Here is a 13,474-nt window from a genome sequence, read left to right as displayed (position 1 = left end):
GGTGGTACCCCGGGGCGGCAGGCGCACCGCCAGCTCCGGACGCCTTCCGATGGCCTTTAAACCTCAACCATGGACAAGACCTATTCCTACGATTCATTTCTCTACGGTGTAGTTTACTACCCGGAACAATGGCCGGAGAACCGGTGGGACGCAGACCTTGCGCGCATCGCTCGGACCGGCATGAACGTGGTCCGGATGGGGGAGGGTGCCTGGAGCGTTTGGGAACCCGAGGAAGGCCGTTACGATTTTTCTTTGTTCGACCGCGCACTTGAACTTTGCGGGAAGCACGGGCTCAAGGCGATTATGGGTACGCCCACCTATACCCCGCCCGCCTGGCTCACCGAACGTTACCCGGAGGTGTCGCGGGTAGGTTATGAAGGCACCCGTCTGACGCACGGTTCGCGGCGAGCGTACAACTACACGGCACCGGTTTATCGGCAGAAGTGTCAGGGCATCACCGAGGTACTGGCCGAACACTATAAAACGCATCCGGCGGTAATCGGGTGGCAGATCGACAATGAGCTGAACTGCCACCTGGACGTCAGTTTCGCTCCGAGCGATCACGAGGCCTTTCGTTCCTGGTGCCGGGAACGTTACGGCTCCCTGCAAGCCTTGAACCAGGCCTGGGGAACGGCTTTTTGGTCCCAGACCTACACCGACTGGAACCAGGTGTGGCTGCCGCGGCCTACCGTCACTTACCAGAACCCTAGCCTGTTGCTGGACTTTTACCGGTTTACGTCCGACATGACGGTCGGCTTCGGGGCGATGCAGTACCGGATCATCAAACGGATCGCGCCGCACCAATTCGTCACCCATAACGCGTTCCAGACGATGACGAATGTGGATCACTGGAAGTTCGTGCAGGAAGCCGTCGATTTTGTGTCGTACGATTCCTACCCGGAATTCAGGGTGTGCGAGGTTGCGTTGCCGCCGCATTTTCGCGACCGCGCCGAGTCTCGGCTCCTGTCCCGGATGCGCGGGCTCTCACCCAAGTTCATGGTCTTGGAACAACAGTCGGGCCCCAGCGGCCAGATCGGCGGCATCCTGAACGGGAATCCCGACTACCTTCACCCCACGCCCAAGCCCGGGCAGATGCGGCTCTGGTGCTGGAATTCCATCGCCCAGGGAGCTGACGGTTTGCTCTTTTTCCGCTGGCGTTCGTTGCCCTACGGGGCCGAAGCCCATTGGAACGGGTTGCTTTATCATGACGAGCGCAACACTTGGCGGCTGGAGGAAGCACAACGGCTCGGCGAAGAAATCAAGCGCTTATCCGCAACCTTGACCGGTACGCGTTGCGTTTCGACCGCGGCGATCCTGTACGACTTCGATAACGAATCGCATGCCCGAATTGAACACTTTACCGGCCGGCATCGGGAGGCCGATCAGCGCAGCGTTTACCAGGCTTTGTCGGAGCGGCACCTTGGGCCGGACGTACGTCCCCTCTCGGGCGTTCAGGACGCGGGCGATCTGGCAGGTTATCAAATCATATTTTTCCCGCACGCCCACGTGCTGGCGGCCGCCGATATTCCCGCCTTACAGGCCTACGTGGAAGGCGGCGGGACCCTGGTGCTCGGTTGCTGGGGCGGTTACCGGGACCACAACCATTGGTGTTACGATGCGGGCGGAAAAGCTTTTTACGAAAACCTCACGGGCGTGCGGGTCGCAGACTTCACGGCCACAACCCCGGGCGAGACGTCTGTGCTGCGCTTCGAAGGTTCCGCTGCCTCGCTGGAGGCGCCGGTCTTCAATGAAGCGTTGGCTCCGGTGGCGCAGGAAGTGCGCGTGCTGGCCTCTTACGCCTCCGACTATTACGCCGGCCAACCCGCCGTGACCCTCTTCCAGAAGGGACAGGGGCGCGTCGTCCAGTTCGGCAGTTTTTTCACCCCTCAAAATGCGGCCGCGTTGCTGGACACTCTTGCCATTCAAGACCCGTTGGCCTCCTGGGCAGACATCCCGGCCGAGGTCCAGGCCGTGACGCGGTCGAATGAGGCCGAACGGTTCTGTTTCCTTTTAAACTTCACCTCCCAACCCCAGGCCGTAACCTTCCACTCGCCTGCCTTCGACCTCTTGGGAACGCAAAAACTCCAGGGCCGAACGGAACTGCCGCCGTACGGCGTGCTCCTTGTCCGCCGCTGACCCCACCCAACCGGGATGCCCTGATAGCTGTATTAACCAGCCGACACCACTACTTCCTGCCGTATGACACAACAAAAACCTTCGACGCCGTCACTCGGCGTTTGTTACTACCCGGAACATTGGGACGAGGGCCGCTGGCCTTCAGATCTGCAACGGATGCGCAGTTTGGGCATCCGTTACGTCCGGGTCGCCGAATTCGCCTGGAGCCGGTTCGAACCGGAGCCGGAACAGTTCGATTTCTCCTGGCTCCAACGTTTTCTGGATCTCGCGCAAAATGAGGAGCTTTCGGTCGTGGCCGGAACGCCGACGGCGTGCCCACCCAAGTGGTTGGTCGACTCGATGCCCGACATGATTCCGCTGGATGAAGACGGCCTGCCCCTCGGGTTCGGTTCGCGCCGTCATTACTGCTTTTCCCACGAAGGCTACCGGCTCAAATGCCGCCAGATGGTGACGCGCATGGCTGAAGCGGTGGGTAATCACCCGGCGGTTCACGCCTGGCAGATCGATAATGAGCTCGGCTGCCACGACACGGCGCTTTCCTATTCCCCCGCAGCCCGGGCGCGCTTCCGCGAATGGCTGCGCCAGCGATACCGGAATATCGGAGCCTTGAACTACGCCTGGGGCAACGTGTTCTGGAGTATGGAATACCGGGACTTCGACGAGATTGAACTGCCGAATCGTACGCCGGCCGAACCCAATCCAGCGCATTGCCTCGATTTCCGCCGGTTCAGTTCCGACATGATCCGCGAGTTCCAGAAGGCGCAAATCGAGGTGTTGCGCCGGCTCTCCCCGGGGCGCCCGATCACTCACAATTTTATGGGCGGGTTCACCGATTTCGATCACTTCGACGTGGGACGGGACCTGGATATTGCGAGCTGGGACGTCTACCCGCTCGGGTATCTCGCGAGGGTTCCCTTTTTTTCTGAAACGCACCGCAAAGAGTTCCTGCGTTCCGGCGACCCGGATTACGGTCCGCTGCATCACGACCTCTACCGCGCCTGCGGCCGTGGCCGGTGGTGGATCATGGAGCAACAACCGGGGCCGGTTAACTGGGCGCCTTACAACCCAGCCCCGCTGCCCGGGATGGTGCGGCTCTGGACGCTGGAGGCCTTTGCGCACGGAGCCGAAGTCGTGAGCTACTTCCGCTGGCGCCAGGCGCCGTTTGCGCAAGAGCAGTATCACGCCGGGCTCCAACTGCCCGACGGCGAGCCGGATGTCGCCTGCGCAGAAATCACCCAGCTCAGGGAGGAACTCTCCGTGTTTGATGGACAGACGCCGCAGCGGGGCGACGTCGCCCTCGTCTTCGATTATGAAGCGTCCTGGGCGATCACCATCCAGCCGCAAACGAAAGCGTTTTGCTACCTCGCCGAGGTTTTTCGATTCTACCGTGCGCTGCGCCAGCACGGGTTAAACGTGGATATCGTGCCGCAAGGGGGAGACCTGAATGGCTATCAGCTCGTCGTGGTTCCCCCCTTGCCGATCGTGCGTCCGGAATTTTTAGAGACGTTACGGCGTTCCACCGGAGTGGTCTTGTTCGGGCCGCGCCTCGGCTCAAAAACCGCCCACTTCGCCATCCCGCCAAATCTGCCGCCCGGGCCGGTTCAGGAACTGCTACCCCTGCGGGTGACCCGCGTCGACGCCTTGCCGGACTTCGCGCCGGAGGCCGTGCACTGGAACGGAAAACGCTATGATGCTGAGATCTGGGTCGAACATGTGGCCACCGACCTGGAGCCGCTCGCCCGGCTCGAGGATAGCCGGGGGGTGCTTTTCCGGCACGGCCGGTTTTTCTACCTGGCCACGTTGCCTGATTCGCGGTGGCTGGGGGATCTGGTGAAAATGGTGGCCACCGAGCAGCAGCTTCCACTCATGGACCTTCCGGAAGGGGTGCGAACCCGCCGGTTCGGCACCCTGCGCTTCTTCTTCAACTACAATTCGCACCCGGTTAAGCTCGCATCCTTCGAAGGTCTTGAAATCCTCACCGGCGGCACGGACCTGCCGCCGGCTGGGGTTCTCATCGGCCGCCGGAAGGGGTAGGGGGGAGAGAAAGATCCTACCTTTTTGCGATGGGGCTCCGATACGGATCGCGGAAGATGGGTTAGGTGCTCGGTGCACTCTGGATTGCGGGGTTATTGGCGCGGCGGTCAATACCCCCATTCCGGGGGACGGTTTGGCTTCAGCCGCGCCCGCCGTTAAGACGGCGCGCCCGCTCACGGGCCTCGGGCCACTTTTCGCCCCAAACTAACCGTCCGATCTCTTCACACATCCGGTCAAGTTGGACCTCTTCTTCAGGCGTCAGGTCGCGTATTTCGGGCGCCTTCCACTCGCGGGAATCGGCCTTGGCCGCCTTCTTGCGGGAATTCATGGCACCACCCTAACACGTCCCACGGGCCGGGCGCTACCCCGGAAAATACCCTTGCGCCCACCCCCGGCCGCGGTGGATGATGCCCCGGCTCAGGTCAATCAGCGCGTCCAGGTCCCGTTCTCGCTTGAGCCCGCGCAGGTAACCAGGCGCGCCTCCCGCGAGGTTAACCCCTCTGATACGATTCAGATAGTTATTTTGGTAGAATGCCGGTTCTGGGGGGTGCCGGTGCCGGAGGATGCTCCGTACCTGATTGAACCGGTCTTAGACCGGTTTCCAAGTTGGCTGAGCGGTCTTTGCCCCAGAGGGGCTCCTTTCCGGCCGCCCCTCCAGGGCAAAGACCGCTCAACCGTCCCGACAATAGGCGTAGGCGGAACGGGCCGGTAGACCATAGCCCAGGGTTTACCCTGGGTAACCGTCAAATCACGATCGAGCCCTGAAGGGGCGGCAGAAGGCGTCGCTCGCGGGTTCTGCCGCCCCTTTAGGGTTGGGTCAAGGCGAAAGCGCCTCCTGAGGATAAACCCCACTGCCCTTTAGTTAAGGGCGAGGTGGCATGCTTTCGTCCCTCCGGGACGAAGACCACGCCCGGCCTTGTATCCTTAACTAAACGGCAGTGGGGTGAAACCCTGGGCTAAAATCTCCCCGCCCGTTGGGCCCGGACCGCTTATACGGTCTTATAGGTGTAACACCGGCACGGCACCCAGGAGGGAAGACAAGCTTTTACCTCTATGGCCGTCGAAATGATATAAGATCCGCAGCACTGAGGCCGATACGGTATCCCAAATTCCTCAGTGTCCAATCGTTCCAGGAGGTTACTCCCTTCCGGATGATCTTAAGGTGTTCTTCGTCGGCGCTGACCCGGCCAAGCTCGAAAGACGCTGCCGGTCCAGACGTCCGGAGCACGCCCGATCACTCGTTCCACCAATTTCGGAAAAAATCACAAAGCAAGGCTGAAATCGAAGCTCACCGTCAGCGCGTCATGCAGGCGGGGCGTAAACGCAGGGTGGATGAGGTAAGCAATCACCGGCCCGACGTACATGCCGGGACGTAAGCGCGCGGTGTACCCCACGTTGACGGACGTCGAATCGCCGTAGCTTTTGATGCCTGCGCGGTTAACGGCGCGGCCCGCGTATGAACTCCACTTATTGTAGTCCACCGACACTTCCCACTGGTCCAACTCTCGCGTGGGAAATAGGCCGAATCCGTAAATCCGGCCCTCGTAATATTGAGAAAAGACGTTCTGCTCAGGGGAAGCGTACGCACAAGTGCCCCCAAGGTAAATGCCTTTGAGCGGTATGGTAGGATCGGGCTGAGTAAGCTGTTGATCCGCAAACAGGTACGCGCACCAATTGCCTCGGCCGGTACGTCCGGTGTCAAAATGCAGGTAGCTGCTCCAGTTGTATTGTCCGCCACCTCGTATCCAGCAGCGACGTTCACCCGCGACGAGGCCGGTGTCGTAACCTGCTTCCCCAAGGACCATCCATCCGTCGCCCGGCGCCCGGAAGCGAAAACCGGTCGGGTTCTGGTTGTGCTCCACCTCTGGCCCTTGGGGATTTAGGGAACGTTGAATGCCACCTTTGAGATAAATTCGCTTGTCGGGTTTAACCTCCACGTTCATGCCGGGCGAAGAAAACGGCCTTCGGCTCATTCCCACTTCATAAGGAATGATGGAGAGTGGGCCAAGCGGCGGGGTAATGATCGTTGGGCCGACGAGCGGGTTGGCATAGTTGACGTCATTTTCCAGGTAGCCGATCTGAAGGCCAAGCTTGCCATTGAAGAAGGTTTGGTAGTAAAGGAGATCGTTCATGTTCACGGCCCGCGGTCCAACGGGGTTGAACGTCGTCCCGATCCACTCTGCGCTTATCAGGAATTGCGCGTTGGGGATATGGAAGATTCGGTCCAAGTTGAGGGTGAGCGTTCCAGCCACGGCGGCGGTGACGGAGAAAGACTGCTTGTCGTAACGCTGGGGCGTCCTTTGGCCGTTGAGGACGTTAACGCCGGCGTAACCTGAGGAGAATAGGCTAAACCCGATTCCGTATTTTCCGATTCCGGACCGCCAGCCCCCGGTGTCGCCGAGAAGGGTGTCTTCGACAGGCGGGAACAGGGTGAGAAATCCTTTAGGTAGGAGGGCATTGAGTTCTTCGGGCGCAAGTCGCCGGGTTTCCGGAGGGCTGGGGAACCCGTTAATGGAAGCGTCGTCACCCCTCTCGTCGGCAGAAGCCGCATGGATTACTCCGATGGCGAAAAGGAGGTTCAGAAACGCATAGCAGCACGCTCGGCGCCGGGCAGCAAGCGGCTGCATCAAGTCGCCAAGCAAATCCATGATGAAATTGGCTTCACTAAACAAAAGGTGGCTGGCCAGGCGGTTCCGGTAGGTGCGGGCGCCTCGTCTTCCCACCGCGGTATTCCGCATAACTTTCTTCCGCACGGGCGGCAAGTGTGAACGATCGCTGCTGCCTGGCCGTGAGAATGGCGTGGCGGAAGGATGCCTCGATTCGAGCCTCGTCCGCCCCGAGGGCCGCCAGAAACACCGCGCGAAACCGGTGCAGTTCGGCGCACCACCACCGTTCTGCGGACCATTCGACCAGCGTTTCTGATTGCTTTAACGCCTCAAGGGCTTCGACGATGCGATTTTCCAAATACAAAACCTCTGCCTTTAGCACGAGCCAAAACGGCAGGCCGAATGTTGATGGATAGGCGCGGAGTCCGTCCTCGATGCACCGTAGGCCTTCCGCCGGGCTGCCGGACATACCCCGGGCCCAACCGCGAAGCATGCCTGACCCAGCCAACCAGTGTCCAATCTGCTCGCGCGTGGACACCTCAATCACCTCCGAGGCAAAACGTTCCACTTCCATAGGCTTACGCCTACAGTGGTTGAGGAGCCCGGCGTACCAGAGTGCCATGACCAGGTTATGAGCATCATTCAGTTGCCTCGCGACGCTGATCGCTTCAGTCATCGTTTCCTGGGATAAAGCTGTTCCTCCGAAATGCCACGCGGTTAGGGCCTCCTCACACAGGCAAACGATGACGGGCGCAATGGCCTCTTCTGCATGAGGTGGTATGCCCCCTGAGCGCCAGATCCGGATGCCTTCGGTTGCGTGTCGTTGCCCGGACTCAAATTCACCCATGGAGTAATGCGTCATCGCCATGGCGCTGTGGGCCCCCACCAGGAGCGCAGGGTTGTTTTGACTCTGCGCCCGTGAATAAAGTCGCTGAGCAACCTGCATCGTTGCCGGCAGTTTGTCCGTGGTCAGGGAACAGCGCCACTGCCCCAAGAGCGTAAAATAGAGCCGCAGAGGCTCCTTCAGCGAACAACACAACGCCTCGGCGCACTGGTAACAAAGCTGCACCTCGGGTGTTCCCATCCACTGGGTGGCGGCCAAGTACAACGCACTCTGCATGAGCACGAAGAGCCGATCTTCTACCGTGAGGCTTTGCCCCTCAACGTCTGTTTCAACGAAGGTCCCCCAGCGTCCGTCTTGAAAGAAACGAACGAGAACGGAGAGGAGCGGGCCCCTGGCCCCGAGGACGTTGCCGGCAAATAGAGCGTCCCCCCGTTGAACGCGCGGAATGTAAACCTCATGCAGCGCATCACGAAGCCGTCCGGCTTGGCAGCCGCAGGCGGCAGCAAGAAAGAGCGGCTCCATGTCTCGGAAATTATCCGGCATCGGCGGAGCCAGTGCCCGGTAGTGCTCGTAAAGGCGGCGGTTTCCTTCCTGCCAGGCTGCAGGCTGTTGGGTTCGTAGCTGTTCACCGAAAAACTCGCGCACCAGCGGATGCGCGTCCAATTGACCCGGTTGGTGCGGGTCCTCGCCCGCCAATAGCTTCGCCCTTTTTAGCTTGGCCACCAACGCTCGCCATCGGGTGGGGGTAATGTCCGTCAGGGAATCCGTCAGGCCCGGGATGGCCGGCAGCCTGAGCACGGCTTCGAGCGCCCTAGGGTCTGCGGGCCGGTCAAAGAGCCCCAGCAGCCGCAGCACCGACAATTCCGGGCCCTCACCGAACCAGTTTTGGTAAGAAGCCATCACCCTGCGGGCGTGGGTGCCTTGACGCACGTCGTCGGAGAGGCGGTTGGACACTTCTCCGCGGCGACGGATGTCGCCCTCATACGCATCCGCCAGGTAGCTGCCCAGTAACGTGAGCGCCAGGCAATGACCCTGGAAGTCATCGCTCGCGGCTTCTAACTCCTCGTCCACCCCTTTAACCCCGAGGGCCCCCAGCAACTGCGCCCCGGTTTTACGGGAGAGGTGGTCCAGTTCGCAGCGCAAGGCGGAGGTGCCCTCACCGTCAGCCAGGTCGGCAACCGGTAGCCGCGTGGTGATCAGGCAAAGGCCTTTGTTGAACGCGGCCAGCTCGCGCAGGAGGGCCTGGAGGGCCGGCTCGCGCAAGCGGCCTTCTTGAGGGCCGGGCGGGTGTTGCAGCGGTTCCAGGCCATCCAATACCAGCAAGGTTCGGTGATGCGCAACCAACCTGGCCAAACGTTCGCCTTTCTCCCAGGCCGTGCCAAGCCAAGGGTCCGGGTCGTCGAACCAGCGCAAGGTAGCGTCCAGAAATTCATCCGCGGACGATGCTGCACCCCCGCTGGTACCTTGCCGGTAAAAGGACCAGCCGAACACCCGCGCGGCTGACCGGTAACGCTCGGTGGCAAGGCGCCCGAGCCAATGGTTAATCAAGGTGGATTTGCCTACGCCCGCCCAGGCCACCACCGAAACGACGTTGACCTGCGGATTGGCCCAGGCCTGGTCCAGGAAGGCAAGGTCTTTTTCTCGACCCAGCAGGACGTTGCCGGTCACGGGCAACCTGGCCAACGAAACTTTCTCCGGTCCTCGTGGTTGTGCAGACGGGCGGCGGCTAACGCCGGGAGAGCCGGCCGGGGACGGCTTCTGCAAGCGTCGAGGCGTAAGGCGGCGGCCCGTCCGGAGGGCGGTGGTGACGGCCGAGGCCGCTCGGAGCAGTTGGGCCGCATTTTGGAAGCGGTGCACCGGGTTTTTCTCAAGAAGCCCCTCAAGCAAAACGGCCACAGGCTGCGGCACGCCCTTAAGCTGCTCCAGCGGCAAGGGCGCCTCCAGGTGCTGAGCCATCACCTCGGTTGGGGAGCCACGGAAAGGGGGACGTCCGGTGAGCATCTCCCAAAGGGTGGCGCCCAAGGCGTAGAGGTCGGAGCGGACGTCGACTGCGCCCCCCGCGCATTGCTCCGGGCTGGCGAAGGCGGGCGTGCCCACAAAGCCTCCGCAGGTCAGGTGGGTCTCCTCGGCGTGGGCCGCTGCCTTGGCCAACCCAAAGTCGATGAGCTTGACGCGCAGCTCCGCACCTTCAACCAGCATCACATTGGAAGGCTTCAAATCCCGGTGCACCAGGCGTTGGGCCTCGGCGGCCCCCAGCGCGCGGGCCACTTGCGCAACGATGGCCAGCGCGTCGGCCGCCGGCAAGGGCCCTTCCCGGCGCAGGCGCGCCTCCAAAGTTTCGCCCTCGACCAGTTCCATGGCGTAGAAGCATTGGCCGTCTGCCGGGCGCACCCCGTAATAAAACACCGAGGCGACGTTGGGGTGGGAGAGCCGCGCGGCGGCCCGGGCCTCGCGCAAGAAGCGTTCCCGGGCTTCGGGGTGGGCGGCCACCCGCGCCTCAATGACCTTAAGAGCCACCGAGCGGCCCAGCGCCGTATCAACGGCACGGTAAGTGACGCCCATGGCTCCGCGGCCCAGTTCCTCAAAGGTGCCGTCAGCGCGCCGCGCCAGCGCGTAATGGGCGAAGCGGCCCGCGTCGGGCGGCAACGGCGCGTGGTGGGGCGAATTCCCTCCAGCTTCCGATCCGGCCTCGAGCGCGCCTTGCAGCAGGCACACCGGGCAGCCCAGCCCGTCGTCCCCTGGCGGGCAAGGCGCGCCGCAGACCGGGCAGCGGCACGGCCCGTTGCCGGGAGCTGCTTTGATGGAAGGCTCGGCGCTCATGCAAGTTGGAGGGGCCACGCGCCCCCTCTAGATTCGCACGTGCCCCGGCTCATCCGGCCGGTCCAGCCGAATGAACTCCGCCCGCCCGCCGCGCTTTTCGGCGTGCGCCCGGCGGCTTTCGCTGGCCACGAAGCGCTGAAAGGAAGCAAGCAAAAAGGAGCGGAATGGCCCTTGACCGGATCGATCCGTCGCGGGACGCGTCCTTCGAGCAGGTGGGCAAAGATGCCATAGACCAGGTGTTGGGCGTCCTCCGGGCCATGCCCCGATGCGCGTCCAACGCCGTGGAGGGGCCGCTGCGTCGGAGCTCTCATCCGGTTCCATCTGGCAAGTATGAAAATCTCCCTCCAACAGACCTCTTATAAGGCGGCGGCAGGAAAGAAAAGCCAAATTTGCTGCCACGGTGAAACCTTTCGTGCCGGACCGGTTTGTAAGTCGCCATGCACACGAACGCTTATCCCTGGTTACCTTCGCGCAGGGCCCCGATGCGGTTCCTCAACGCCCCCTGGCTTCCAACGCGCATCGGTGTCTCCGGAGCCCGCCGGCGCCTTAGCCGTCAAACCGCGAGCGCTCTAGGAAACTAACTGCAACCTCCTGGCTAAAGTGATGAAAAAAGGCGCGCTCTTGCTGCTCATGACTGCGGTCCTTTGGTCGCTGGGCGGCCTCTGGGTCAAGTTCATCGACTGGAACCCCGTGGCCATTGCCGGGGCCCGAAGCCTGATTGCCTTTGCGGTCATCGCCGCCGTGATGCCCAAGGCCTTGGGCCAACTTACCTGGGGCGCCGTGCCCGGCGCCATCGCATATGCCGCCGTGATGTTCCTGTTCGTGCTGGCCACCAAACTGACTACGGCGGCCAACGCCGTCTTTCTGCATTACACGGCCCCGATCCACATCGCCCTGATCGGGCCCTGGCTGCTGGGCGAGCGGACCCGCTGGCGCGATTGGGCCCTCATCGCCGTGGCCCTAAGCGGGGTGGCCCTGTTTTTCTGCGACGAACTGGACTTGAACAGCCGCTGGGGATTGCTCGCCGGATTAGGCAGCGGGTTTTGCTCGGCGTGGTTAATCATGCTGATGCGCCGGGCGCGCACGGCCTCGCCCGAAGCGGTGACCCAGCTGGGCAACCTGCTGGCCGTGGCGGCCGCCAGTCCCTGGATGTTCCCGGTGCATAAGCCTGAGCAAAACGGCCTGTGGCTGCTCATGCTCGGGGCCGTGTCGCTGGGCATTCCCTACCTGCTTTACTCGCGGGCCATTCGGGAAGTGAAAGCGCTCGACGCCACGTTGATCACGATGATCGAGCCCGTCTTGAACCCCGTTTGGGTGATGGTGGCAGCGCACGAATACCCGTCGGGGTGGTCGTTGGTGGGCGGCTGCTTGGTCCTGAGCACGTCCTTGGCCCGCAGCGTGCTGGCTTCAAGAGAGGCGAGCCACCTTCGCAGGGGGGCAGCGCAGCAACCCGGCGTCAGCCGTGCGCTGGCTCGGCCTTAACCTGGGGAGAACCGGAGCGAGAGACCCGCCGCGTGCAAAGTCATCTGTCTCCTCAACCCCGCTGACGCTATGAGCCACTTTGGCATTTTGAGTTTTCCGGGTACCGGCCACTTGCACCCATTGACGGCGCTCGGCCGCGCGTTGGTGCGCCGTGGCCACCAAGTCACCGTCTTCCAGGTGCCCGACGCCGAACGGTTGGTGCGTGCGGCCGGCCTGGGCTTCTGGCCGATCGGCAAGGCCGACTTTCCCCTGGGAACCCTTCGCGTGCAAGACCAGCGGCTCGGGCGCCTTCAAGGCATGCAGGCCCTGGGGTTCATCTTCGAGCGTTTCTGCCGGCACTCGGCTGTGGTGCTGCGGGAAGCGCCTGGGGCGCTGCGGTCGGCCGGGGTCGACGGCCTGGTCGTGGACCAGGCGGAGTTTGCCGGCGGTACCGTCGCCGAACGGCTTGGACTGCCGTTCGCAACGGCCATCTTGACTTTGCCGCTTAACCTGGACCCGCGGGTCCCGTTTTGTGCGTTTCATGCGGGCCCGCAGCCCGGCCCGTGGGCACGGTTGCGTACGCAGGCCGGCAACGCCAGGGTTGGCTTGCTAGCCTCGGGCCTTCGCGCCCTCATTAACCGGCAACGCCAAGCCTGGGGCCTGGGGCCCAAGGCGAACCTGGATGGCTTTTACTCGGGCCTGGCGCAAGTCGCGCAGGTGGCGGCCGCCTTTGATTTTCCGCAACGCCATTTGGCGCCACACTTCCATTACGCCGGGCCGTTTCTGGAGACGGGGGCGAGGCGCCCGGTGGATTTTCCTTGGGAGCGCCTGGAGCCGGGACGACCGCTGGTCTTCGTCTCGATGGGCACGCTGCAAAATGGGATGAAACGCGTCTTTCGGGCTGTGGCCGAGGCGTGCGCGGCTTTTCCGGTGCAAACGGTCCTTTCCTTGGGCGGTAACCTCGCGCCGGAGGCGCTTGGGCCTTTGCCGGGTGAGCCGATTGTGGTGCGGTACGCGCCGCAATTGGAGTTGCTGCGCAAATCGGCCCTCACCGTCTTTCACGGGGGTTTAAATACCGCGCTGGAATCGCTCAGCTGCGGCGTTCCGATGGTCGCCGTGCCCGTCACGATGGACCAACCCGGGGTGGGCGCCCGGGTTGCTTGGACGGGTACGGGCAAGGCAATCCCCGTCGCTCGGCTGAGCGTTGAACGGCTGCGCGCGGCCATTGCGGAGGTGTTAGGCAACCCCCATTACCGCATCCAAGCGCAACGCCTGCAGCGCCAAATGGCTCTGACCCCCGGTGCGCAACGGGCGGCCGGGCTCATCGAAGGGGCCCTTCTGAATGGTTTATCTGAAGGCCCCAAAGGGGGGCTCAAGGTAGCGAAGCCCGAACCTTTGGCAACGTGGCGGCCGGAGAACAGGCCGGCTGTTCCAGCGGCAGGCACTCATGCCTGTTCAGGGTTGACGTGCTGCAACCTCAGCGGGGGATGCCCGCCGGACGAAAGGTGACTCGCAGCGGCGATGCGACCACAAAGCAGCTTCGCCCGAAAACCTCCGGCGTCTCAAGCCTTAG

General features: G+C 62.7%; 7 protein-coding genes. 4 read left to right on the top strand and 3 right to left on the bottom strand.

Going from position 1 to position 13,474, the window contains the following annotated elements; genetic code table 11:
- Positions 1 to 69: 69 nt before the first annotated feature.
- Both JO015_05215 and JO015_05210 read left to right on the top strand, forming a co-directional pair.
- Complete coding sequence (locus JO015_05215) at positions 70 to 2,136, top strand: beta-galactosidase (GenBank protein ID MBV9998498.1); 2,067 nt, start codon at positions 70 to 72, stop codon at positions 2,134 to 2,136.
- A gap of 63 nt (positions 2,137 to 2,199) precedes the next feature.
- Positions 2,200 to 4,170: a beta-galactosidase gene (locus JO015_05210; protein MBV9998497.1), complete on the top strand. Its 1,971-nt coding sequence runs from the start codon at positions 2,200 to 2,202 to the stop codon at positions 4,168 to 4,170.
- 139 nt (positions 4,171 to 4,309) lie between these two features.
- On the opposite strand, the gene JO015_05205 is transcribed toward JO015_05210, so the two are convergent.
- The 3 genes from JO015_05205 to JO015_05195 form a co-directional block, all read right to left on the bottom strand.
- Entirely contained in the window at positions 4,310 to 4,498 is a 189-nt protein-coding gene (locus JO015_05205; protein ID MBV9998496.1) for a hypothetical protein, read from the bottom strand.
- A gap of 934 nt (positions 4,499 to 5,432) precedes the next feature.
- Positions 5,433 to 6,908, bottom strand: coding sequence for a carbohydrate porin (locus JO015_05200; protein ID MBV9998495.1), 1,476 nt, complete (start codon positions 6,906 to 6,908; stop codon positions 5,433 to 5,435).
- On the bottom strand, positions 6,835 to 10,458 hold the full coding sequence (locus tag JO015_05195) for a protein kinase (GenBank protein MBV9998494.1): 3,624 nt from the start codon (positions 10,456 to 10,458) through the stop codon (positions 6,835 to 6,837). The genes JO015_05200 and JO015_05195 overlap by 74 nt, the downstream gene beginning before the upstream one ends.
- Positions 10,459 to 11,043: 585 nt before the next feature.
- Between JO015_05195 and JO015_05190 the strand changes: the two genes are divergently transcribed.
- On the top strand, positions 11,044 to 11,922 hold the full coding sequence (locus JO015_05190; GenBank protein ID MBV9998493.1) for an EamA family transporter: 879 nt from the start codon (positions 11,044 to 11,046) through the stop codon (positions 11,920 to 11,922).
- Between the two features lie 69 nt (positions 11,923 to 11,991).
- Positions 11,992 to 13,410, top strand: a complete 1,419-nt coding sequence (locus tag JO015_05185) for a glycosyltransferase (protein MBV9998492.1) — start codon at positions 11,992 to 11,994, stop codon at positions 13,408 to 13,410.
- Positions 13,411 to 13,474 lie beyond the last annotated feature (64 nt).

The organism is Verrucomicrobiota bacterium, from assembly GCA_019247695.1.
In the GTDB taxonomy this organism is placed as follows: domain Bacteria; phylum Verrucomicrobiota; class Verrucomicrobiia; order Chthoniobacterales; family JAFAMB01; genus JAFBAP01.
This window is presented reverse-complemented; position numbering and strand designations above follow the sequence as displayed.